This window comes from Psychrobacter maritimus (assembly GCF_029953575.1).
Classification (GTDB): domain Bacteria; phylum Pseudomonadota; class Gammaproteobacteria; order Pseudomonadales; family Moraxellaceae; genus Psychrobacter; species Psychrobacter maritimus.
In genome coordinates, this window is the sequence record NZ_CP124526.1 from 1,555,436 (window position 1) to 1,579,745 (window position 24,310).

Here is a 24,310-nt window from a genome sequence, read left to right on the forward strand (position 1 = left end):
TCAAAAAACTTATAATTTTTTATTGTCACAACAATCAGTAGCCATTCACCTTAGTGTGGCTACTGACTTCAAGAATTCTAAAACGTTAAGAAAACCAATAACTAGAATAAGGAGCTTTAACATGAGCTTTGATAATAATTTTAATACCCAACAAAACCAAAAACAAAACCGTCAAATCAAACTTGCCAGCCGTCCTAATGGCGCGCCAACCAGCGATAATTTCGAGCTAACTACTAGCGACATCCCTACTCCTAACGACAAGCAAATGCTACTGCGTACGGTATATATGTCACTTGACCCGTATATGCGCGGGCGTATGAGTGCTTCTAAAAGCTATGCTGACCCATTAGAAGTCGGCGATGTCATGCTAGGCGGAACGGTTGCACAAGTTGTCGAATCTAATATCGATAAATTTGCTGTTGGGGATTTGGTCGTATCAAACTCAGGTTGGCAGGATTATAGCGTCAGTGATGGCGAAGGCGTGCTAAAACTTGATAAAAATATGTCCAACCCTTCTTATGGTCTTGGTGTCCTCGGTATGCCTGGTTTCACCGGCTATATGGGTTTAACCGATATCGGCAAACCAAAAAAAGGTGAAACCTTAGTCGTCGCAGCAGCAACTGGTCCTGTAGGCGCAACGGTTGGACAAGTCGGTAATCATTTAGGCTTACGTACGGTCGGTGTTGCAGGCGGTGCTGAAAAATGCGCCTATGCGGTCGAAGAACTAGGCTTTGATGTCTGTATTGACCACAAAGCGGACGACTTTGCCGAACAGCTTAAAAACGCTTGCCCAGATGGTATCGATATCTATTATGAAAACGTCGGTGGCAAGGTATTCGATGGCGTATTGCCACTATTAAATGCCCATGCGCGTATTCCAGTGTGCGGCTTGGTGTCGCAATACAACGCCACCGAGCTTCCTGATGGCAAAGACCGCCTAGGTATGTTGATGGGTCATATTCTCAGTCAGCGCCTGACCATCAAAGGCTTTATTATCTTTGAAGAATACGGCGACCATTTCCCAGAATTCTTAAAAACCATGGGCGAATGGGTTGAATCAGGTAAAGTCAAAACCAAAGAGCATATCGTGGATGGCTTAGCACAAGCACCACAAGCTTTCTTTGATATGCTAGAGGGTAAAAACTTCGGTAAAACCGTGGTTAAAGTTGCTGACGTTCAGTAGTTCATATCAAGCGACTTATATAAAGGTATAAAGTAGCCAGTTTTAAATAACTTTCAGATAACCACTTAACAACATAATACGTTAAGACAGCTACTGAAAATAATGCTTAAAACATTAATACTGTTAGCAGCCAGTTTTTAGCAAAGATAGCTTTATCATGGTCTTTGCATAGCTTTAGCAAAGCTGGCTGCGACATATCTGAACTTGGTATTAAATTAGCATTAAAACCTAGCAAACAATACAAATAATAAATAAGGACAATTATGAATATTTTAATGGTACTAACCTCACACGATAAATTGGGTGATACAGGCAAAAAAACTGGCTTTTGGCTAGAAGAATTTGCCGCCCCTTACTATGCTTTCTTGGATGCTGGCGTCAATGTTACTCTAGCTTCTCCTGCTGGCGGTCAACCACCTCTTGACCCTAGTAGTGATACACCAGATGCACAAACCAAAGATACCAAACGTTTTAAAGAAGACAGTGAAGCTCAAGAGCGTCTTGCCAATACCAAAAAGCTTGCTGAAGTAAAAGCTGAAGACTTTGACTCCGTCTTTTATCCAGGTGGTCATGGTCCATTATGGGATTTGGCAGTTGATAAAAACTCTATCGAGTTAATTGAAAACTTTGTTAAGCAAGACAAGCCTGTTGCCTTTGTTTGCCACTCTCCTGCCGCGCTTAAAAACGTCAAAATCGATGGTGAGTATTTGGTCAAAGGTAAAAAGGTCACTGGCTTTACCAATACTGAAGAAGAAGGTGTTGGCCTAACTGACGTCGTGCCTTTCTTATTGGAAGACGTATTAAAAGCCAATGGCGGTCACTATGAAAAAGGCGCGGATTGGGAATCGTATGTCGTTGAAGACGGTCTATTGATTACCGGTCAAAACCCAGCGTCATCAGAAGAAGCCGCTAAACGTTTACTTGCTAAGCTGCAAGCATAATATAAAAACATCGTAAAAAGGCTAATATCATGATTCGCTTACATCATCTTAATCAATCGCGCTCACTGCGTACGCTATGGCTATTAGAAGAATTGGGGCAACCTTATGAGCTGATTAGCCATCAGCGTGATACCAAAACGCATCTAGCACCAGACAGTCTAAAAGCAATCCATCCCCTCGGTAAGTCTCCGGTTATTGAGATGGATGGCGAGCTTTATGCCGAATCAGGGGCGATTATTGAGATGTTGATTGAGCGTTTTGCCCCCGAGCGCCTGCGCCCTGCTACCGATAGTGCAGAGTATGGTCATTACTTGCAGTGGATTCACTTTGCTGAAAGCTCGCTTATGTTACCGCTACTGCTTGAGCTGTTTACCACTAAGGCAGGCGTTGGCGATAATGAATTCTTGGCGGGTTATATCAGCGCAGAAAAGCATAAAGTACTGAGCTACTTAAATGATGAAGTCAAAGACAAAGCATTTATCATCGGCAACAAATTAAGCGGTGCTGACTTTATGCTAGCGTTTGACTTAATCATGCTCGTGCATCGTGGGGCGTTACAAGACTATATGCATATCAAGCAATATGCGCTACAACTGGCGAGTATAGATAGCTATCAGCGTGCGATGCGTTTGGAAGCCAATTACGATGACTCCATAAAGCGTTAAGCCAAATAATTTTTATTGTTTAATATAAAAAAACAGCTCTTTAAGAGCTGTTTTTTTATGCCTGATTGATACTTGAGTTATTTATGAATACTTTAAATACAAAATTTTTGCTCAAGCCAGCTATTCATAAAGACATTATCAGGGTCAAACTCTCGGCGAATCTCTAAAAAGCGATTGAGCTTTGGATACAGATTTTGTAGCTCCACATGGTTCAATTTATTTACTTTACCCCAATGCGGTCGACCCTGCCATTTTTTCATATAATCATATAGCCATTTAAATAACGGCTCACAGTCCATGCCTTTATAGACATGGAATGACAATACCGCGCAATCCTCTCCCTGTGTGGGACTGAGCATACCGGTCTCGCCTTTATGTGTACGGACTTCGATGGGAAAGTGCGAGCCTTTATTGTCTTTTAATAAAATATGATTGATTTCCGAGATACATTCATCAAAATCAGATAGCTTAATAAAGTACTCAGACTCATTAAACTTGACGCCGCGCGGTGTCGGAAACACCTCATAGCTATAGCCTTCACGCTTGGTATTAGGGATAGAGTTTGCGGAGATTTCACTCACCTTTTGGGTCAGCGACGGCTTCATACGAGCCAGCTCACACAGCACATAAAAAGCGCCGTTAAGGGTAACAACGCTATCAAAATGGTCTTTAAGCTTTTGTGTGCCCGTCATGGCTTTGGGCGCTATCACCGACAGCGTCTTTTGCTGAATTTTATTGGTACCGGGAAATAAAAACCATTCTAGATGGCGATGGCTATGCGCCGTTTCATGAAAGCGCGCCAATCCTTCTTCAAAACCTAACACTTCGTTGGCTTCTTTAAGCCCGTATAGGTCGACTACTTTAAGGGTTAATTTGGTAAAAATACCAAGCATACCAAGGCTTGCATGCAAGGCATTACCCAACTCATCGGTTTTCGGATCGCCGCGATGATGGGTATGTACTTCTCCTTTGCCATCGACCCACTCCCATGTCACTACTTGATTGGCAATGGAGCCTAAAGTAATTCCTGTGCCATGGGTCGCCGTACTGGCAGCACCAGCGATAGTTTGCGCTTGCACATCGCCCATATTTTCTAACGCCAAACCATGTTCTTTAAGGGCTGCGCCAATTTCATATAAATAGGTGCCAGCATGTAAAGTAGCAAGCTTCGCTTCTTTATCCACCGAGATAAGACCGCGCATATTATGCAAACTGACGGCAATTTCTTCAGGTTTCGCGCAACCACTAAACGAATGCGCGGCACCTGTGACTCTAACGCGCTTTTTATTTGCCCGTGCGTTTTTAACGATATCTTGTAGCTCTGCAACCGATGAGGGAGTAAGTTTTTGCTCAGGTGTAGCACGTTCATAACCGACCCAATTTTGCCATTCATTGCTTCCTTGCCACAGTCTTAATGAAAACAATTGCCCTCTCCTCGGTAGGTTGTCATTACTTGGTTTTTGGTCTTTTTATTTATTATTGGACGCGTTCCTTCGCTTCTTGCAAAACCATCTGTTGTATATTGAGCAGACTGTCGATAACAAATAAGCTCATTAAAATGCTCACACAGCTCGCCTGCTTTTGCATGGCGGCACCAAACCACATCGCCAATCCTCAGACGCGGCATCTCATCATCATTGCCCGTTTTGCCAATTGCCATCGGCGTTTGTACTTCACCAAAACCTTCATCGTTTAATAATGATAAATGTTTGGGATAATGAATGACCGGCGCTTTATCGGCACCTGTCGCACCCGAGGCAATAAAGCCGCCGCCATGACAAGTAATAACGCCTTTTTCCGGCTGACGGGTCACAGGTAGCACAAAGCCTGCAGCAGGCTGAAACTCATGCATGCTATCCATATAATCAAAATACGCCGGTTTATAATAAGCAGAGCCAACGGTTATTTCACTGACTTCAGGCTGACTTGAGGTGAAATCCATACTACCGCTGCCGCCGCCATTGACGAGCTTAAGCGTATAACCTTGTTTTTTCAGATAGTCAACGATTGAGCGGCGGCGCTTACTCACTTGTTTTTGTGAGCGATTTTTTAATAAACGAATCGCAGGCGACAACACAGTTTTACCCGGTAAATGCTCGGGCAAACCCGCAATTTGTGCCTCATAGCCCATTGCCGCACTGACATTAATATGGCGGCATTTTTTGATATGCTTTAGGAGTTTTTTAACGTCTTTGATGCTCATTAATGCCGAACGCTTGGTACCGAAATACAGCTTGGGCAGCGGCATCGACATATTGATATCAATACAAACATCAATAATGACATCGTGCGCTTTGGCAACTTCATTAAGCACGTCCACATGCTCTGGGCGATCGATCATCCAAATCATGGTTGCGCCCTGTTTGGTAAAGTCAACAGTTGCGGCGACGCTTTTCGCATCTAAAGTTGGATAAGCGCAGAGAATATTATCAAAGCCATTTTCTAACAGATACACTGATTCGTCGGCCGTATAAGACATCAGCCCAATAAAGTTAGGAGATTTGTCTTTAATGTAATGCAGAACGTCGATAGAGCGAATAGATTTGGTCGCCAAGCGTAGTTGAACAGACTTAGTTTTTTGGTTGACCAGTTTTGTATTATGATCGAGCGCGTCCATATCGAGCCACGCACTCGGAGCTTTCGGCGGAATAATGTGAGCAAAATCCATTTTACTTTCCTTGTAACGGCCATTAAATACGACCTTGTATTTCTTATAATACTGTCATTATGCCTCTAAAAAAGAGGATATATCAGCACCATAGTTTGTACCCAGAGCCTAGCTCAGTCAAGCGCCATATTTATAAAAAATCGACATTAGTTACTCGTAAAATTAAGTTTAGCTAAGAAGACCTTCGAGCAAAAACTCTAAATAAAAGTGGAATTATTTATATTTTTAAGCATAAAAATAACTATGATGCCCTCGCTTTTTAAACTATAAAAGTACAATCACTAAATAGTCTCAAATTGAAATCATGATAAAATAATGCAAACAGTCCTTTGACTATTTTTTATTTTTTATAGCTACTATTTATAGCTACTACATGAAGCACTTATGGCTCAATGTGATAATAGCTCGTCCAATTATTGCTTGTCTAGGAACCCTACGATGTCACTTTATCTTTCTACTTTTAGCAGGTGGCGATAGACAATGAGCAATCAATACCAATTCAAACCGCACGAACAACCCTTTATGGTGGGCTCCCCCGCCACACCTGACCATCCTACGCGCCGCAAAGTATTTTATCTATTGATTGGTATTTTTATTGGCATCACCGCCAGCTTTCAAAATGGTTTATTGGTGGCAAATCTGACCCAAATCCAAGGTGAAATGGGCTTGACGCCAGTCGAAGGTGGCTGGATCTCCGTCGCCTATAATATGACCAATGCTTGTATTACGGTGCTGCTATACAAAATCCGTCAGCAATTTGGTATGGCGCTCTTTAGCAAAATCACCCTGTTCTCACTGTTGGCGGCCACCAGTTTACAATGGTTAGTCAGTAGTCATTTATTGGACACGAGCGCTATTATCATTGAGCCTTATTATCTAGAAATCATCGCCCGCGGCTTAAGTGGTATGGTTGCTAGTGCTATGACGGTGTTGGCTATTTTTTATTGCCTGCAAGGCATGCCAACCGCCAAACGCATTAGCGGTCTGATTTTGGGGTTTGGCTTAGTACAATTTGGCATTCCTCTCTCAAGGATTATCTCGCCATATCTTGCTGTCGACGGCCAGCTTGAAACACTATTTTTGTTTGAATTGGGCTTAACCCTGATTTGTTTTGCCCTAATTAATATTTTAGAGCTACCACCCGGCAATACCGAAAAAGTATTCGAAAAACTGGATTTTTTAAGCTTTGCGTTTTTTGCCAGCGGACTTGCAGCCTTGGCAGTCTTTTTAGTACAAGGGCGTATCCAGTGGTGGACGACGCCTTGGCTGAGCTATCCGCTCATCATCGCGGTGGTAACGATTAGCATCGCCTTATGGATTGAAACGCATCGTAAAAACCCAATGTTACAAGTGCGCTGGATGCGTAGCCGCAATATCATCGCTTTTACGATAACCGGCGCGGTGATGCGTATTTTATTGTCTGAGCAAAATGTCGGTGCAGCAGGTTTACTGGCCAATTTGGGCTACGGAAATGATCAGTTGATTACCTTCTATGCGGTGATACTTGCCGCCAGCGTTCTGGCCTTGGTCATCAGTATTTTTAGGACCAATGCGATAGATTTACGCCGTCCAGTCATTTTCGCTGTCGCCCTGATTGCGGTTGGCGCATGGCTAGATACAGATATTTCGCTAAATTCTGCCCCTTATATGTTTTATGTCAGCCAATTTATGATTGCCTTTGCTGCCGTTTACTTTATGGGTCCCATGGTTTTTGAAGGGATGTTTCGTGCCATCGCTAACGGCCCCGCTTACGTTATTAGTTTTTCGGTTATTTTTAGTATCTCGCAGACCATTGGCGGACTTGCAGGCGCAGCAGCGATTCAAGCGTTTACCACCATTCGCACACAGATGCACTACGCTGATATGGTAAGCTCGTTTAATTTGGGCGACCCTGCCTTAATGGCACAAGTCGCAGGCGCAGGTCGTATGTTATCTACCCAAATCACGGATGCCAATCAAGCAAATGTCGCGGCGATGGGACAAGTATTGCAAGGTATTCAGCGCCAAGCAACGGTCGCCGCCTATGCTGATTTATTTTTTCTTATGGCAACTATCGCAACCATCACAACGCTGATTTTATTACTAAATTACTTGTATCATCGCTACCATAAACGTAATCCATTGGCTAAAGAATTGGCAGCGATTGCAAAAATGCGCGAAGCAAAATAGCCCGAATAATTAAAGCATTTTCTTCATTTAAAAATGCCACTTAACATATTAATTAATGCAAAAAACTTATGATAACTATTCAAACTTTAGGAGCGCGGCATGAGCCAAGAAAAATCTGATGAGCTTAACCAAAACCCTAAGCCCGCCCCTGACGCGCTAACCAACAACACTCATGCTCCTGATGCAACAAATTATCCAAATGCTGCGGTCAATATAGATAAATCAGCTAACGACAGGCTCGTAAATGACGAAAGTATTGTTAATGATAATCTTACTGACAGTGATGAGCCGTCCATGCCCCCAAAGGAGCCGATTCCTAGCAGCAACGGCTGGTCGCCAAAGAATAAATCTTATTTAAATTTAGGCATACTAATCGCCTTGATTGTTATTGGTGTGGCATTAATTTTGTATGCTTGGAAGCTGCCGCCTTTTACCCCGACGGTGCAACAGACCAATAATGCCTTTGTTAAAGGACAAACCACTATTATTAGTCCGCAAGTATCTGGCTACGTGACTGAGGTGGCGGTTGAGGATTTTGCCAATGTTAAAGAAGGTGATTTATTAATCAAAATAGACGATCGTACTTTTAGGCAGCAGCTTGAGCAAGCGCAGGCAAACATTGAAATCGCTGTGACCAATCGCGCTAGTAATGCGCAGGATACAGGAACCAGCCAAGCGCAAATCGAAGCACGCGAGGCGGACTTATATAGTGCTAAAGTCAGCGTCGACAGTGCGCGTGAAGACGTCAAACGATATCAAGGTTTAGACGCTATCGGCGCGGTATCAAAAGCAGAAGTGGCGCATATCAAAGCGCAACTTGCAAAGGCGCGGGCTAACGTGCAACAAGCCGAAGCGAATTTACAAGTGGCTCGTGAGGCAAGCGAGAAGACCAGCGGTAGCCGCTCATCTTTAGATGCCAATATTAAGAGCGCAGAAGCAGGCGCCAAGCAAGCACAGATTAATTTAGACAATACCGTTATTAGGGCGCCGGAATCTGGGCATCTGAGTCAAATCAGTGTCAAAGAGGGACAATACGTGAGCGCAGGTACGCAGCTGATGTATATCGTACCAAAAGGCGTATGGATTATTGCCAACTTTAAAGAAACGCAAGTAGCCAATATGCGTATCGGTGAGCCCGCTACCATTCATGTCGATGCCCTTGGCGGTGCCAAATTTAGCGGTCGTGTCAGTAATATCTCGCCAGCAACGGGCAGCGAATTTAGCGCGGGCACGGCCAACCCTGCGACGGGTAACTATATCAAAATTGCCCAGCGCGTTCCCGTTAGAATTGACTTGACTCAAGACCAGTCTAACCTTGCACAGTTACGTCCAGGCATGTCAGTGTCAGTAGACGTCGATACCAAAGCAAGAAATTAGTGCAAAAAATTAAACTGAAAAACAGCGTGAAAAAAGCCTCTTTAAATGCCTAGCGTGTTAGATTTAAAGAGGCTTTTTAATTTGTAAAATATTGTCATTAAAACGATCAAGCTTAGGGTAATAAGCGTTTGGTTGCCCAGTTCGCTGCGCCGTCTGAGCCAGTCTTACCTAAGCTATACACAATACGGTCATGCATACGATTGGCACGACCTTGCCAAAACTCAATCTCATTAACTGTAATCTCATAACCACCCCAAAACTCAGGGGTCGGTACCGGACTGTCGGTTGGATAATCGGCTTGTAGCTGTGCAAACGTTTGCTCCATCACAGTGCGATTGGCAACTTCACCACTTTGCGGCTGGCTAACCCATGCGCCTACTTGACTATCGTGCGGACGTTTTTGAAAGTAAGCGGCCGATTTATTGGCATCGATTTTAGCAATACTGCCACTGATACGAATCTGACGCTCAAGCTGATGCCAAAAAAACAACGCTTCAGCATTGGGATTTTCAGCGATATCTTGACCCTTGGCGCTTTCGTAATTGGTATAAAACACGATACCGGTATCGGTAATTTCACGCAGCAAGACAATACGCACGCTAGGCTTATTGTCCGCCCCGCACGTCGCTAAACTCATCGCATACGGTTCTGGTACTTGCGCTGCTATAGCCTCATTCATCCAAACGTTTAACAGCTCAAATGGCGATGCGGGCATTGACTGCTGCTCAAGCTGACCTTTCTCATAGGATAGGCGCTGATCAGTAAAATCCATACTCATGCTGGTTTCTCGCTATACTTTTAAATATAAACTATACCCGTAAACACTATTAACCTGGGATTTTTAATCCAAGATTTTAGCCCAAAACTGTTTTTATTTTATCAGCCAAATCATTGGCCATCACATCACATTCTATCTCATCATCTGACTCAACCATAACTCGAATCATCGGCTCTGTGCCTGATTGCCGGATAAGCAGGCGACCACGACCCTCTAAAGTGGCGCGGGCTTTATCAAAAGCGTTGACCAATTCTTCATGTTCAAACGGATCTTGCATTTGCGATAAGCGCACATTAACCAATTTTTGTGGTAATACTTTAAAACCTTCGGTCAAATCACTAAGCGCTTTACCACGTGCCTGCATGACTGCGAGTATCTGTAAACCTGCGATAATAGCATCCCCGGTACGACTTTTATCCAAGCATAAAATATGACCCGATGGCTCACCGCCCAATATCCAACCATTGGCTTCAAGGTCTTGCATAACATAACGATCACCCACTTTTGCACGGGTAAATTCAATATTAGCGTCTTTTAATGCCAATTCTAAGCCCATATTGCTCATCAACGTCCCAACGACGCCTTTGGCTTTGGTTTGACCTTGGGTAGCAAGCACGTACAAAATACCATCGCCATCGACCAACTCGCCGGCTTCATCGACCATCACGATACGGTCACCATCACCATCTAAGGCAATACCGACATCGGCTTCATGCTTGAGCACGGCTTTTTGCAAACTTTCAGGATGCGTTGAGCCGCACTTTGCATTGATATTAATACCATCGGGTTTATTGTTAATCGCAATGACATTGGCGCCAAGCTCGCGCATGACGCGCGGGGCGACACTGTAGCCTGCGCCATTGGCACAGTCGACGACGACGGTTAAATGGTCCAAGTCGTATTGATAAGGAAAGCTGCCTTTGCAAAACTCAATATAGCGCCCTTTAGCATCATTAATGCGATTATTTTTACCCAGTTTTGCTGGATCTAAAATAGGCATCAGAACATCGTTACTGCCCGAGGCAGCCATGATAGCGGTCAATTTATCGTTAATGGCATTTTGCAGCTCATCGGTGAGTTTTTTGCCATCACCTGAAAAGAATTTAATACCGTTATCAAAATAAGGATTGTGCGAGGCTGAAATCACTACGCCAGCATCAGCATTGAAGCTACGCGTTAGATGCGCAATAGCAGGCGTTGGTAGCGGCCCTAGCATATGGACGTCGACACCTGCGGCATTAAAACCCGCTTGCAGCGCGCCTTCAATCACATAACCTGATAGACGCGTGTCTTTACCAATGACCACACTGGGTTTACGAGCAGGATTATTATTATTTTCTATCAGCACCAACCCCGTGACATAGCCTAACTTTAAAATAAAATCAGGGGTAATGGGTAACTCACCAAATTTTCCGCGAATACCATCAGTGCCAAAGTAGCTCATTATTATTATTCCTCAATGTTAAAAAGTAAAAACCAGACGTGCGTACAGGCATAGCCGTAGATACAGATACAGATACGCTTAATCCAATCTTGTATTTTACAAAAAAAAACAGCCAACAATAACAAGGCATTGTTGGCTGTTTGTATCTCGACGTCACGACAACACTACTAAGCCAGAAATTTGCACTTAGGCAGCGTTAAAAATGCTATTAGTTGACACGGTAGTTAGGCGCTTCTTTGGTAATCTGCACATCATGGACGTGTGATTCTTTCATACCCGCTGAAGTGACTTTGACAAACTGTGGCTTAGTACGCATCTCTTCGATGGTTGCACAGCCGGTATAACCCATTGATGAACGCAGACCACCCATCATCTGATTGACAATGCCAGAAACTGGGCCTTTATAAGGGACACGGCCTTCGATACCCTCTGGTACCAATTTTTCCACACCATCTTTGGCATCTTGGAAATAGCGATCTGACGAGCCGTTTTGACCTGACATCGCACCCAAGCTACCCATACCGCGATAGGCTTTATAATAGCGACCTTGGAACAGCTCAACTTCACCTGGCGCTTCTTCGGTGCCCGCCATCAATGAACCAACCATGATACATGACGCGCCAGCAGCAATGGCTTTTGCCATATCGCCTGAATAGCGAATGCCACCATCAGCAATCAGTGGAATACTGTCTTGTAGCGCGTTTGCTACGCTATCAATCGCAGAGATTTGTGGCATACCAACACCAGCGATAATGCGCGTGGTACAGATAGATCCTGGACCGATACCTACTTTTACCGCATCCGCACCAGCATCACGTAACGCCAAAGCGGCATCACCAGTGGCAATATTACCGCCGATAACTTGAACGTTTGGAAAGTTCTTTTTAATCCAAGAAACTTTATCAATCACGCCTTTTGAATGACCATGCGCCGTATCAACAACAATGATATCGACGTCAGCTGCAATCAAGGCTTCAACACGTGCTTGGGTATCAGCACCCGTACCAACAGCCGCACCAACGCGCAGACGACCGTGCTCATCTTTACAAGCATTGGGATTGTTTTCTGCTTTGGTAAAATCATTGACCGTAATCAGACCACGCAAACGAAAATCATCATTAATCACAATGACTTTTTCGATACGGTGCTCATGAAGGAGTTTTTTGATATTCTCATTGCTTTCACCTTCTTTGACGGTGACCAGCTGATCTTTTGGCGTCATGATATGACTGACTGGCAATGATAAATTGGTCTCAAAACGCCAGTCGCGGTGGGTGACGATACCGATTACTTTATCAGTGCCTTTCTCAACCACAGGCACACCTGAGATATTGTTATCTTGGGTCAATCTTAGTAGCTCACCAATCGTCATCTCTGGATGAACCGTGATAGGGTCAACCACCGTACCTGCTTCGAATTTTTTGACACGGCGTACTTGCATGGCCTGCTTATCGATATCCATGCTCTTATGCAAGATACCCAGTCCACCAAGCTGTGCCATGGTAATGGCCATATCAGACTCAGTGACGGTATCCATCGCAGCAGAAATCATTGGTAAGTTTAGCGTAATATTTTTGGTTAGGCGGGTCGTTAAATCAGCAGCTTTTGGTAGGATTTCAGAATAAGCTGGCAATAATAAAACGTCATCAAAGGTTAAGGCTTCATCGACAATTCGCAACATACAGACCCCTAGTGGTGGTTATTTTGATGGGTGGGCAATGCAGTATCAAGTCGATAAACGAATGTTTTGTCAAAACCAGCCGGCTAAAATGCAAATGAAGATAAAGCCATCGGATTGTGATAAAACCATGAGGAACAAACACTAAATACCAACATTCGCTCGGCACGTTATCTATTTATCAGCGCTAATAAAACGATTGGGTAAGTAGATTTGCCAATACAGCGCCTCTAAACATCCTAAAGTCTGATTAACGATGCTTAATAACTGAATTATCCCTTAAAAATAACGCCATATTATAACAAATAAGGCAAGCCTTCGCATAACATATTTGTCAGCTTATTTTGCTAGAGACGCAATCCTGACCAATCCTCCCTGCTTATTTATAAAATCACTCTTTAAGAAGCTTAAAATACAATCGAATAGCATTGTTATAGACCAAAATATTAGATTTAAATCTTTAACAAAAAACTTAACCATCACCTGCTTTGACAATCAAACGCTCAGCCGGTAAATACTCTTTTTGTTCGTTATATAAATAGCCTAGCATCTGCTCACGTACTTCACACTCAAGCGTCCATGCATCAATAGGGCTATTAGCCGCTTGGCTACAGCGTAGCTTAATAGTGGTTTCTGATACCGAGACGGTAAACAGCTCAGGCTCAGTTTCACCGTCCCATAGCGCATTGTCTTTTACCAGCTCGATGTATTTTTGTCGAATGGCGTCAATATCAGCGCCATAATCGACATACAAATAAATCACTGAGGTTTGATGCGATTCGGTATGCGACCAGTTTTCGACAATCTCAGTGATAAAATGCCGCATAGGCACTATCAAGCGGCGCTCATCCCACGTTTTTAGTACCGCATAGGTGTAGCCTAAATCCTCAATCGTACACCATTCACCCTCCATCATCACCGTATCGCCGATACGCACAGGCTGGGTAATGGCGACCTGCATCCCTGCGATGATATTGCCTAAAATGGGCTGGGCGGCAATACCTATCACCGCGCCGGCAATCCCCGCTGAAGTGAGTAAGGTCTTACCCAAACCATCGATATTGGTAAATTCACTCAGCCCTATCCAAATGCCGCCTAAAATCATCACAAAGATAAAGACGCGGCGAAAGATAGACACATAAGTGCGACGGCTGCGGCCTTTATCAAACTGCTCTTCGCTTAAATTTTCGATTTGCAAATCTTTATAACGATTGGCAAAGAAATTAATGGCGCGAATGCCAAGCCACATGGCACTAAATACCAAGCCAATCCAAATAATGGGTCGTGTCGATGAGGCTAAGGCATCCAAATAAGGAAAGCCGCCTGATACCAAGGTATAAACAGACGAAAAACTGATGGTGAAAGTTAAGGGTACGGTCAGTTTATTGACTAAATCTTCCACCCCGTTGTGATGAACAGTACCAAGTCGGTTGCCTTCTTTATCCAAGACATACCAATTGAGCAGTTTACCGGCCGCTTTACTTAATAGCCAACCGGCACCCATGGTAAAAGAAAAGAACATGAATAGTGCTATAAATTCCCAAATGGCAATACCAAAGACTTTTAACTTGGTCCAGTCGGGCAAATAACGCTCAAACTTTGCGGGCTGATATTGCTCGTATAGCTTATCGATATTGGCCACCGTCTGCGCAGAAAATACCCAAAAAGGCGCGCTATCATCGAGGCGAACGCGTTCGAGATGTATCGGTATGCGGCGCTCGCGATAGTCGATATAGCCTAATTGAATCGAACGCCGAGGAATGCCTTGGATACTATTCGTGCTACCAAGCGGCGGCTCTATCAAACCATCTGGGCGATCTGGCAGCTTGTCAAATACATAAAGCTTTTTTTCTACCAATAAAAAATCAAGCTGTTTGACTAGATCCATTGCTTGGCTGCTTTGTTGCTTTTCATCAATCAAGTTCATATTGAGCGCATAAGCGGCCAAGTCATACTGTTGCTTTATAACCGCTGATTGAAAAAACTCTAACGTTGCCAGTGGTGTCGATAAATTCGGTGGCTCAGATAAGGGCGGCAAGCCTGCATTGAGAGTACTTAATGCATAATAGCCTTCGTTATAATCACCCGTCAGACCAGAATCGCCTTGTAGCACGCCTGCTTGCTGCACGGTTTTTTTCTCAAGCGGACTAATCATCTCTTCCGCAATAGCAGAGGCGCTAACCCCTTCTCTTTTCAGCTTATCAAGCTGTTGCTCGGCATAATCAACGATGTTTTCTGGCGCAGTATTATCGGTACTAGCGGCATTAGCAGGCAGATAAATAATGCTTAGGATAATAACGGCCATGCTGAGAATAAAATGACGGATACTTAAATGCTTATTAAATCTTTTTCCATTAGCCATAATAATATTCACACTCTCAAGTTTTTTGAAAGCCTCAACTTTTTCATAATTAACAACATCAGCATCACCAATATTACCAGTATTGCCAGTCTTTAGAATTTGGAGGTTTTGAACAATCAAAGACCAATGAGAGTGTTTCATACGATAAGGCTCTGCTGCATTAAGTATAGGATTAAGCTAATGCACTGGGCAAAAAAAAGCCAGCGCTAAGCTGACTTAATTTATGGGCAAACTGTTAATCAATACAATTGGTTATATAGAGAATATGATTTAAGCGCGGCGCCAAGTCGTACCCGCGCGGCTGTCTTCAAGCTCAATACCAGCATTCTTTAACTGCTCACGTATCTCATCAGCACGGGCGAAGTTTTTATTGGTTTTGGCATCTGCGCGCTCGATGATTAATCCATCAATAGCTGCACCGCTTAAACCGTCAGCTTGCGCCTCACCGATGACCGCTTGTAGAAACTGCTGTACTGGCAACTGCAATATATTTAGCGTCTGCGCCAAGGCTTTAAGCTGCTGCGCCAATTGCCATGCACCCTCTACGTCTTCCGCCTTAAGTGCTTTATTGATATCACGTGCCAACCCAAACAATACACTAATAGCCGTTGAGCTATTAAAATCATCGTTCATGGCTTTGATAAAGTCTTGTCCCGCCGCACTTTCATAAGCAGCTGTTATCAGCTCATCATTGATAACAAGCGCTTGCCCTTTTTGTTGTTCGGCAGCTTTTAACGCTTGATATAGCCTGCTTAGGCTATTATGTGCTTCATTTAAAGCGCTATCGGAGAAGTTTACTTGGCTGCGGTAATGGCTTGATAATAAGAAAAAGCGCAGCGTTTCAGGGTGGAAATGCTTGATGACGTCACGAATGGTGGCAAAGTTACCCAAAGATTTGGACATTTTTTCGCCATCGACATTAATAAAGCCAACGTGCATCCAATTACGCGCGTACTCGCAGCCCGTCGCCGCTTCCGATTGTGCTATCTCATTTTCATGATGTGGAAACTGTAAATCATGACCACCGCCATGAATATCAAAAGTATTGCCAAGGCATTTGGTCGACATCGCTGAACACTCAATATGCCAGCCCGGACGTCCTTGACCCCATGGCGATGCCCATTGTGGCTCACCAGGTTTTGCCGCTTTCCATAGGACAAAGTCAAACGGATTGCGCTTGTCATTTTCGACATCAACGCGCGAGCCCGCTTGCATATCGTCCAAATTGCGCTTGGATAATTTGCCATAATCAGGGAAGCTATCGACCGCATAATAGACATCGCCATTATCGCCAGCGTAAGCGTAATCATTACTGACCAAATTGCCAATCATCTGCTGCATCTCATCGATATGGTCGGTCGCACGCGGCTCGGCATCAGGCGATAAGCAACCAAGTGCCGCAAAGTCTTCGTGCATCGCTGCAATAAAACGCTGGGTTAATGCGCCAATCTCTTCGCCGTTTTCGGCAGCACGGGTGATGATTTTGTCATCAATATCGGTGATATTACGCACATAATTAACGTCATAACCCAATTGTTTCAGCCAGCGTACCGCCATATCAAAGGCAACCATCATCCGCGCATGACCGATATGACAATAATCATAGACCGTCATCCCGCACACATACATGCCGACTTTGCCCGCAACAAGCGGTTTGAATGACTGCTTGCGCCCAGTAAGTGAGTCGTAAATGGCAAGCTGAGACATAGCGTCTGCAAGAGGTGTGGTCATAGTAGAAAAGCCTTTTGATTAAAAGTATAAGAAATAAACGAGCATATTAGTACGGCACATTTAAGTAATAAAAACGCTTATTTATAACAGTATCTAGCGTCATTATTATTTTTGAAAGAGCAGTAATATAAAACTTAACCCATTATCTTAGCGAAAATGCTCGTAAAATACTACAATGAGCTTATAAGTAAGACTCGCAATGATAAAAAACACCGACCGCTAAGGATGCAAACATGGGCAATCGTTTAAGCAAAATATATACACGTACCGGAGATGACGGCACCACCGGCATGGCAGATGGCAGCCGCGTGAGTAAAGCAAACAATCTATTTAGTGTCATGGGTGATGTCGATGAGCTCAACTCACACATAGGTTTAATCCGCGCGCAATTGACGCAAACTTCAACTGACGTAAATAAAGAAGCCGATTTTGCGCAAGCGTTAGTGATTATTCAGCATTTGCTATTTAATATCGGTGGCGAGCTTGCCATGCCAGAATATGAAGGCGTGAGCGCCGTCCATATCGACTGGTTAGAGCAGCAAATTGATGCGATGAATAGCACCTTACCAGCGTTGAAGGATTTTATCTTACCGACAGGCTCAGTGCTTGTCAGTCAACTGCATGTGGCACGTACCGTCTGTCGCCGCGCTGAGCGTCAAGCAGTATTATTGCAACAGCAGCGTCCAGAAGCGATTCGTCCTACGGCAGTCAGCTTTATCAATCGCTTATCTGATTGGCTATTTGTTGCCGCCCGCTTCTGTACGGACCCTGAGCAAGTCTCTGAAGTATTATGGGACAGTCAAGTACTACAGAAATTCGCTGATAATAAATAGCGTAAGCTTAACCATTACATTATTAGCCAAAGACTAGGGCGTGTCATCAATTAGCATAGATATTTCAGAATAAGCTATACTTAGATCGTATTTAGGAATTTGAGCTCAATGACTATGACAAGACGACATGCCCTACGTGATGACCAATGGGAGAGAATTAAAGACATTCTACCTGGTAAACCAAGTGACGTTGGTATTACTGCAAAGGATAACCGCTTGTTCGTAGAAGCGGTTCTGTACCGTTACAAGACCGGCATACCTTGGCGTGACCTACCTGAACGCTTTGGCGACTTCAGAGTGATTCATACTCGTTTTAGTCGCTGGTCAAAAAAAGGCGTATGGGAGCAGGTTTTTAATCAACTCTCTGAACAATCCGATGACGAATATGCCATGCTAGATGCCACGATTGTTAAAGCCCACCAGCACAGTGCTGGAAAAAAAGGGATCAAGCCATTGGACGCAGCAAAGGTGGACTGACGACTAAAATACATACTCGTACAGATGCGCTAGGCAATCCTACTGGCTTTTATCTAACAGGTGGCGCAGCTCATGACCTGTGTGGCTCAGATGAATTGCTCGATGTCAGTATTAGTCAAACTTGGCTTGCCGATAAAGCTTACGATGCTGATGCCCGCGTTATTGAACCGATTAAAGCAGTACAAGGCCATGCAGTCATTCCTTCCAAGTGTCATCGGCTGCAGCCAAGAGACTTCGATAAAGAGCTTTATAAAGCACGGCACCTAATAGAGAACTTCTTTGCCAAGATTAAGCAGTATCGTGCGATTGCCACTCGCTATGACAAGTTAGCCTGTCATTTCTTAAGTGCGGTTCATCTAGTTTCTTGTGTCGTTTGGCTTAATTGATGACACGCCCTAAATCTAGCAAGCAAAACGCCCGCAACTTATGATGGTTGCGGGCGTTTTTATTTCAAACTATAGGCTTAAACAGTAACTACTGACATTTTATTAATAAGTGGCATTTTTATCTTCAATAATCACCATGTCGATACTTTCATCTTTAGGTACTGACTTAGGCGTGGCTGGAGTCGCAGGCGCTGACGTACTAGGCGTTGCGGCCGCTTGGTTACTGCTTTGACTGTTCTGACTATTGCTACTCTGACTACTATTGCTTTGACTGCTGCTATCTTGATTACTTTGCTTTACAGTCGGTGGCGTAGCAGGTTGAGTTGGACGCACAGGAGTTACTGGCGTGACTTGTCTTGGCTGACGCGGTTGACTGTCGTTGTTATTTTGCGCAGCTTGACGGCGACGTTCAGCTTGCTGGGCAGCGCGCTGAGCACGCTGCTCTTCTAACGCCGACTGAAAGACTGAGCCTGCCACCACTTCTGATACGACTGTAATCAACGCTGGCTGCCCTGCGATACGCGTACGTACTTGACCACCTTGCGTACCAACGACATAAGTAAAGGCATCATCAACTAGCATATTGTTATTAATACGGATATTGTCATTGGCTAAACGAGACTGTAAGCTTGGCTGATTATTGGCCGCTTGCAGCTGGCTGGCTTGATATAAATCTTCACTTGGCAAGGTCATGCTGACGCTCGCCTGACACGTGGTCATGCCATTGGCATTGGCTGCTTGTAAAACTGCGGCATTTTGGACATCGATGACGATACCATTAGTTTTCTCAGTGACAGCGCCGCCGTTTAGACCAATCTCAGCATCGTTGGCGTAGCTTGCAGCCAGCGTTTGTCCTTGTTGATTGAGCGTATTTTTTAAAGCGGATTTGAGGCGATCTTGTACCATCGGGTCATCACAGCTAACCGCAGTAGCAGCAGCGTTTTCGCTAGCAGTGGTGTTTTCGGTTAGCTCTGCTGTCTCCGTCGTCTCTTCTTTTTCTGAGCGGTCACAGCCAGCCAGCGCCAAACTGCATGCGATGCCAATACCAGCAACCTTATACCATTTGCTCAAACTCTTATTTGCTACGCTCATCTTTACTTTGCTCCAATTTACTGATTCGTACCGCCACTGATGGACATTGTTTAACATTCAAAGACTCACACTGAAACCATCACGCTAAAATCGTAACTAACAATTAGCAATCGTAACAATTAACAGCCATCGTGCAAGTTTTGAAAACCACATTATTATACGGTGTTTGAATTAAATGGTCATCAGTGTAGCCTGTCGATATACAAATAACGCCTAACATTAGGGCTAAAATCGAGGTTTGGTTGCAAAAACGCAACAAATACCTAGGGAAATAATGGCGTAAGTTATTGGCGCATCTCATATAAGCGATGAATCTGCTATCCGGCAAATATTTTATTAGACCCAGTTTTCTAGAGGCGATATGATGGCGGTAAAATATTTGATAGTTATTGATAATGATAAATTTTAAAAACACGCTTTTATTAGGCCATCGCGGCGCGCGCGGTGAAGCAGTAGAAAATACCGTAGCAGGTTTTAAGCTTGCGCAAAATCTGCAAACGGCGGGCTTAGCCGGTGTGGAATTCGATGTACAGTTGACTGCGGATGGTCACTTAATGGTCTTTCACGATGACAATTTACAACGTATGTGCGCGCAGCAATCACGTATCGATCAGTTAAGCCTTGCTGAAATTGAGCGCTATTCGCAATTGGATCATAAGCAATCTGGCCATAAGATTACGCCATTAGCGCATATAGCAGCTGCATTAGAAGGCTTTAGTTACATTGAGCTTGAGATTAAGACTCATGAGCGCACAGATTATCGCAAGCTAATTAACGCTTTGATGACCGAGCTAATCGACAGTCCACTTGCCAGTTTACCTATCGTGTTGACCAGCTTTGATGTCGAGCTGCACGCCGGACTGCAACGCAATAAGCTGTTGCAGCACATACCACGTGGTTTATTGATTCGGACACCTGAAACCTTGATTACGGCATCTAATACTGCGCTGCAACTTGGCTGTGTGCAACTCGGTATTCACTATCCGCTGCTGAATCAAGCAGTCATTGACCACTGTCATCGCTATAACTTGCCTATCAGTGCGTGGACAGTCAACGATAGCAACACGATTGAACAATTGATATCGTGGCAAGTCGATGTCATTATCACTGACTATCCAACCTATTTGCTTACATAACCTATTTGCTCACATCACCTATCTATTCATAGATAGAAGGGGTTATTTATGCTCATGCAACCTTTTGCTAGCTACATATATAACCCACACCTCTTTTAATGATTGCCTGTTTTAATGAACATCTTTTTTAATGACTACCATAGTTTAATACCCTACATATCTACCATCGTACTTACACTTTCACTAAATTGCTGATAAGTCTTGGGTTATTTACGATAATACATTCCATAACTCATACAAGTTATTGTTATTTAGCAATATTTTTCTAGTGTATAACTGTTCACTTTGTCTTTCTTTTCAGGTAATATGGGGTCTAAAATTAATACCGTTAGGAATATTACATGATTGCTAAAAAAGTAATAGGCTTACCACTTAAGGGCTTACGTTTGGCCATGAAGTCGGGTGATACGCTTATACAGCACGCTGGCACTCAAGCACTACGCGTAAAGACGTGGCTTGATACTAGCAAAAGCAAAACTGACGACGCTGCCGATACGCAGTTTGCGACCACCAGCGGCTATAAAAATGCCAATGCAGCGAGCAACGATGAAGGCATCGATCCTCTGGAGCTTGAATTCCAAAAATCGCCGATTAACTTGGTACCAGCGATTTTCCTTATTACAACGCCTATTGCTGCGGCCGTCATTACGCCATGGTACTTACTGACCCATCAGGTTAGTGCGCCTGTTTGGGGTGTGTTTGGTGCCTTTATGGTCTGGACAGGTATTAGTATTACCGCAGGCTATCATCGCCTACTGTCGCACCGTGCGTATAAAGCCCATCCTTTGGTAAAAAACTTCCTATTGCTAGGCTCAACCCTTGCGGTTCAAGGCTCAGCCTTTGACTGGGTCTCAGGTCACCGTACCCATCACCGTCATGTTGATGATCGCATGGATGACCCTTATTCGGCACAGCGTGGGTTTTTCTTTAGCCACATTGGCTGGATGCTACGTAATTACCCTAGCGGGCGCTTTGACTATAAAAACATTCCTGACTTAACCAAAGATAAAGTGCTGCAGATTCAGCACAAATATTATGGTTTATGGGTATTGGCAACCAACGTTGCGATGGTCGCTGCGGTTGGTTGGTTAATCGGTGATGTTTGGGGTACGTTAATCTTGGCAGGTTTACTGCGCTTGGTGCTGACCCATCACTTTACCTTCTTTATTAACTCGCTATGCCATATGTTTGGTACGCGTCCTTATACCGACACCAATAGTGCGCGTGATAACTTCTTCCTTGCTATCTTTACGTGGGGTGAGGGTTATCATAACTATCATCACTTCTTCCAATACGACTATCGTAATGGTGTGAAATGGTGGCAATATGACCCAACTAAATGGTTGATTGTTGGCCTATCTAAACTTGGTTTAACGAGTGAATTGCGTACGGTTGACGACACCACTATCAAGCATGCTGAAGTGCAAATGCAGTTCAAAAAAGCCCAACAGCAGATTGATAATGCCACCGCAAACGGACTTGATATTCCTCATGCGATGAAGAGTTTCCAAGATCGTATTAAGTTTGAATACGATGCCTTTACGCAGACGGTCGAAGAATGGCAAGCGCTAAAAGCCAAAACCATTGAGCTGAAAAAGACTGAATTTGCTGATCGCTTGCATGAAGTTGAAGAAACGCTAAAACAGGATTATGCCAAGGTTGAACAAAAAATACTGGCGCATAACAGCAATCTAAAAAATGCGTTTCGCTCTATCGGTCAAAGCCCAAAAGCCGCTTAAGTATTTATAAAGATTACTGATTTAACTCCTTTATTATCAGCCTTTATTGTCAGTCTCTCCTGCCCTCTATCTGTAAAGATAGGGGGTTTTTTTATGGTAATGATTTGCGTGCTAATTACTTATGGACTAATTACAAGAGATGGACAGAGTGAAACGCGGCATTATTAAGGCTATGTTTTGACATACTCCCACCACTTTCGCCAAGCCCAAGCGGGGGATTCTAGAAGCAAATGCTCTTAGGTGGCTTTCTCACGAAGGCCACAAGTTTTCTGTTTCATCGGGCGACCTTTACCGCATCCTCCCTCCGCAGACAAAACGGCATGTCCTGCCGCTAATATATTGCGAGCCGCATTAAAATCAGCGTTCGCAACATACCTGCATTTGACGCACTCGAACTTTGCTTGAGTACGTCTATTTTCTTTTGCAATATGCTGGCATTGAAAGCAGGTCTGGCTGGTATATCGTGGATTAATTTTTATAAGTAATCCGCCTTGCCAATGCTGCTTGTACTCAATCATATCGACCATCATGCCCCAACCTTGATCTAAGATAGACTTGTTCAATCCTGACTTAGCTTTGACATTGCGCCCATGCTGAACGGCAGAGCCGCTAGCTGACTGCGACATATTGACTACTTTCAAATTCTCAACAACAATCATGGCGTGGTTTTTGCTGATGTTGGTGGTGATTTTATGCAAGTAATCGTGGCGAATATTGGCGATATGATGATGAAGTTTTTGAATCTTACGGTTTTGTTTTTGCCAGTTTTGGCTAAATAAAACCTTACGACTCAACTGCCGTTGCAACTTTGCCAGTTTGACTTGATTGGATTTAAAGCTATTTTTGGGGTTGATGTGCTGACCTTCTGAGGTAGTAATCAGTTTAGTGATGCCCAAATCAATCCCTATGGCGCTTGTAGAGGGGTGAATTGGGTTTTGATCCAGTTCTCGCTCACACCCAAAAGACACGTACCAGTGCCCTGATTTCTTGCTAATAGTGACGTTTTTAATGATGCCGATGATGTCTTGCGATTTTCTAAATTTCACAAAGCCCACGCCATTAGGTAGTTTGACGCGATTACCCTCAACACGGCAATATTTATCAAACTGAACCAAGCGAATTGAGTCGCGGCGGTCAATTTTACGTTTCCACTGCGGCATCAGGGGTCGTAATTGAAGCTCAGTGCCATCAAGCAACTTAAAGGATTTGGGCTTTTTAGGTTTTTTCTTATTTTCTTTGTATCGGGCATGGACTTTAGGGTCGAAAAATCGTGACCAAGCCGATGCCAAGTCACGAATCTTTTGCTGCAAGGACACGGCATTGGCATGGGTTCTTAAGAAGTCAAAATCAGGATTGTTCTTTAGATCCATGATTTTATTAACCAAGTTGGTGGCATTAATAAATTCATTTTTGGCAAACATCTCAAACGAGGCGGCCAAAATTTGATTCCAAACAAAGCGTGCAGAGCCGACAAGATTGTTCAAAACAACGGCTTGCTCTACAGTAGGCTCAAGCCTAAATTGATACGCTTTGTTGATTTTCATAACACCCATTCATTTTGCTTTATGTTTTTCTTGATATAATATCAACTCTAAAGTTTATAATAATTTACTTCAACGGATAGTTTGTATAAAAATATAATAAATACTAG

17 protein-coding genes and 1 pseudogene are annotated in these 24,310 nt (G+C 43.8%); 9 read left to right on the top strand and 9 right to left on the bottom strand.

What is annotated here, in order from left to right; translation table 11 throughout:
* Positions 1-121 precede the first annotated feature (121 nt).
* The 3 genes from QJS82_RS06440 (at position 122) to QJS82_RS06450 (ending at position 2,789) form a co-directional block, all read left to right on the top strand.
* Entirely contained in the window at positions 122-1,183 is a 1,062-nt protein-coding gene (locus QJS82_RS06440; protein WP_281491629.1) for an NADPH-dependent curcumin/dihydrocurcumin reductase, read from the top strand.
* Between the two features lie 263 nt (positions 1,184-1,446).
* The gene (locus tag QJS82_RS06445) at positions 1,447-2,124 is read left to right on the top strand and encodes a type 1 glutamine amidotransferase domain-containing protein (RefSeq protein WP_281491630.1); all 678 of its coding nucleotides are present in this window, start codon (positions 1,447-1,449) and stop codon (positions 2,122-2,124) included.
* Between the two features lie 29 nt (positions 2,125-2,153).
* Complete coding sequence (locus QJS82_RS06450) at positions 2,154-2,789, top strand: glutathione S-transferase family protein (RefSeq protein ID WP_281491631.1); 636 nt, start codon at positions 2,154-2,156, stop codon at positions 2,787-2,789.
* A gap of 92 nt (positions 2,790-2,881) precedes the next feature.
* Here QJS82_RS06450 and QJS82_RS06455 read toward each other — a convergent pair whose 3' ends face one another.
* Together QJS82_RS06455 and QJS82_RS06460 are read right to left on the bottom strand one after the other, a co-directional pair.
* Positions 2,882-4,213, bottom strand: coding sequence for a D-arabinono-1,4-lactone oxidase (locus QJS82_RS06455; RefSeq protein WP_281491632.1), 1,332 nt, complete (start codon positions 4,211-4,213; stop codon positions 2,882-2,884).
* Positions 4,201-5,457, bottom strand: a complete 1,257-nt coding sequence (locus QJS82_RS06460) for an alanine racemase (protein ID WP_281491633.1) — start codon at positions 5,455-5,457, stop codon at positions 4,201-4,203. Before QJS82_RS06460 ends, QJS82_RS06455 begins: the two co-directional genes overlap by 13 nt.
* 480 nt (positions 5,458-5,937) lie before the next feature.
* On the opposite strand from QJS82_RS06460, the gene QJS82_RS06465 reads away from it, so the two are divergent.
* Both QJS82_RS06465 and QJS82_RS06470 read left to right on the top strand, forming a co-directional pair.
* Positions 5,938-7,626, top strand: a complete 1,689-nt coding sequence (locus tag QJS82_RS06465) for an efflux MFS transporter permease (RefSeq protein WP_281491634.1) — start codon at positions 5,938-5,940, stop codon at positions 7,624-7,626.
* 99 nt (positions 7,627-7,725) lie between these two features.
* Positions 7,726-9,003 (top strand): HlyD family secretion protein, encoded by a 1,278-nt coding sequence (locus QJS82_RS06470; protein WP_281491635.1) that lies wholly within the window; start codon positions 7,726-7,728, stop codon positions 9,001-9,003.
* Between the two features lie 112 nt (positions 9,004-9,115).
* Here QJS82_RS06470 and pdxH read toward each other — a convergent pair whose 3' ends face one another.
* The 5 genes from pdxH to cysS all read right to left on the bottom strand — a co-directional run bounded on the left by pdxH (position 9,116) and on the right by cysS (position 16,996).
* Entirely contained in the window at positions 9,116-9,775 is a 660-nt protein-coding gene (gene pdxH / locus QJS82_RS06475) for a pyridoxamine 5'-phosphate oxidase (RefSeq protein ID WP_281491686.1), read from the bottom strand.
* 82 nt (positions 9,776-9,857) lie between these two features.
* The gene (gene glmM / locus QJS82_RS06480) at positions 9,858-11,225 is read right to left on the bottom strand and encodes a phosphoglucosamine mutase (RefSeq protein ID WP_281491636.1); all 1,368 of its coding nucleotides are present in this window, start codon (positions 11,223-11,225) and stop codon (positions 9,858-9,860) included.
* 208 nt (positions 11,226-11,433) lie between these two features.
* Complete coding sequence (gene guaB / locus QJS82_RS06485; protein WP_201565811.1) at positions 11,434-12,906, bottom strand: IMP dehydrogenase; 1,473 nt, start codon at positions 12,904-12,906, stop codon at positions 11,434-11,436.
* Positions 12,907-13,375: 469 nt separating this feature from the next.
* Entirely contained in the window at positions 13,376-15,406 is a 2,031-nt protein-coding gene (locus QJS82_RS06490; protein ID WP_281491637.1) for a mechanosensitive ion channel family protein, read from the bottom strand.
* Between the two features lie 129 nt (positions 15,407-15,535).
* Positions 15,536-16,996 (bottom strand): cysteine--tRNA ligase, encoded by a 1,461-nt coding sequence (cysS, locus tag QJS82_RS06495; RefSeq protein ID WP_281489950.1) that lies wholly within the window; start codon positions 16,994-16,996, stop codon positions 15,536-15,538.
* A gap of 233 nt (positions 16,997-17,229) precedes the next feature.
* Between cysS and QJS82_RS06500 the strand changes: the two genes are divergently transcribed.
* Entirely contained in the window at positions 17,230-17,829 is a 600-nt protein-coding gene (locus tag QJS82_RS06500) for a cob(I)yrinic acid a,c-diamide adenosyltransferase (RefSeq protein ID WP_281489951.1), read from the top strand.
* A 114-nt stretch (positions 17,830-17,943) separates the two neighbouring features.
* Positions 17,944-18,692: pseudogene (locus QJS82_RS06505) on the top strand (IS5 family transposase).
* A 102-nt stretch (positions 18,693-18,794) separates the two neighbouring features.
* Here QJS82_RS06505 and QJS82_RS06510 read toward each other — a convergent pair.
* Complete coding sequence (locus tag QJS82_RS06510) at positions 18,795-19,784, bottom strand: hypothetical protein (protein ID WP_281489952.1); 990 nt, start codon at positions 19,782-19,784, stop codon at positions 18,795-18,797.
* A gap of 395 nt (positions 19,785-20,179) precedes the next feature.
* On the opposite strand from QJS82_RS06510, the gene QJS82_RS06515 reads away from it, so the two are divergent.
* Together QJS82_RS06515 and QJS82_RS06520 are read left to right on the top strand one after the other, a co-directional pair.
* Positions 20,180-20,920, top strand: coding sequence for a glycerophosphodiester phosphodiesterase (locus QJS82_RS06515; RefSeq protein ID WP_281489953.1), 741 nt, complete (start codon positions 20,180-20,182; stop codon positions 20,918-20,920).
* Between the two features lie 563 nt (positions 20,921-21,483).
* Positions 21,484-22,659 carry an acyl-CoA desaturase gene (locus QJS82_RS06520; RefSeq protein ID WP_406947528.1) on the top strand — a complete coding sequence of 392 codons (1,176 nt, stop codon included), beginning with the start codon at positions 21,484-21,486 and terminating at the stop codon, positions 22,657-22,659.
* A 236-nt stretch (positions 22,660-22,895) separates the two neighbouring features.
* Here QJS82_RS06520 and QJS82_RS06525 read toward each other — a convergent pair whose 3' ends face one another.
* Positions 22,896-24,203, bottom strand: coding sequence for an RNA-guided endonuclease InsQ/TnpB family protein (locus QJS82_RS06525; RefSeq protein ID WP_281489954.1), 1,308 nt, complete (start codon positions 24,201-24,203; stop codon positions 22,896-22,898).
* Positions 24,204-24,310 lie beyond the last annotated feature (107 nt).

Excerpts from the sequence above, each read along its gene's own strand:
- QJS82_RS06440 (WP_281491629.1), top strand. The coding sequence starts at position 122 with ATGAGCTTTGATAATAATTTTAATACCCAACAAAACCAAAAACAAAAC.
- QJS82_RS06445 (WP_281491630.1), top strand. The coding sequence starts at position 1,447 with ATGAATATTTTAATGGTACTAACCTCACACGATAAATTGGGTGATACA.
- QJS82_RS06450 (WP_281491631.1), top strand. The coding sequence starts at position 2,154 with ATGATTCGCTTACATCATCTTAATCAATCGCGCTCACTGCGTACGCTA.
- QJS82_RS06460 (WP_281491633.1), bottom strand. The coding sequence starts at position 5,457 with ATGGATTTTGCTCACATTATTCCGCCGAAAGCTCCGAGTGCGTGGCTC.
- QJS82_RS06465 (WP_281491634.1), top strand. The coding sequence starts at position 5,938 with ATGAGCAATCAATACCAATTCAAACCGCACGAACAACCCTTTATGGTG.
- QJS82_RS06470 (WP_281491635.1), top strand. The coding sequence starts at position 7,726 with ATGAGCCAAGAAAAATCTGATGAGCTTAACCAAAACCCTAAGCCCGCC.
- pdxH (WP_281491686.1), bottom strand. The coding sequence starts at position 9,775 with ATGGATTTTACTGATCAGCGCCTATCCTATGAGAAAGGTCAGCTTGAG.
- glmM (WP_281491636.1), bottom strand. The coding sequence starts at position 11,225 with ATGAGCTACTTTGGCACTGATGGTATTCGCGGAAAATTTGGTGAGTTA.
- guaB (WP_201565811.1), bottom strand. The coding sequence starts at position 12,906 with ATGTTGCGAATTGTCGATGAAGCCTTAACCTTTGATGACGTTTTATTA.
- QJS82_RS06490 (WP_281491637.1), bottom strand. The coding sequence starts at position 15,406 with ATGAAACACTCTCATTGGTCTTTGATTGTTCAAAACCTCCAAATTCTA.
- cysS (WP_281489950.1), bottom strand. The coding sequence starts at position 16,996 with ATGACCACACCTCTTGCAGACGCTATGTCTCAGCTTGCCATTTACGAC.
- QJS82_RS06500 (WP_281489951.1), top strand. The coding sequence starts at position 17,230 with ATGGGCAATCGTTTAAGCAAAATATATACACGTACCGGAGATGACGGC.
- QJS82_RS06510 (WP_281489952.1), bottom strand. The coding sequence starts at position 19,784 with ATGAGCGTAGCAAATAAGAGTTTGAGCAAATGGTATAAGGTTGCTGGT.
- QJS82_RS06515 (WP_281489953.1), top strand. The coding sequence starts at position 20,180 with ATGATAAATTTTAAAAACACGCTTTTATTAGGCCATCGCGGCGCGCGC.
- QJS82_RS06525 (WP_281489954.1), bottom strand. The coding sequence starts at position 24,203 with ATGAAAATCAACAAAGCGTATCAATTTAGGCTTGAGCCTACTGTAGAG.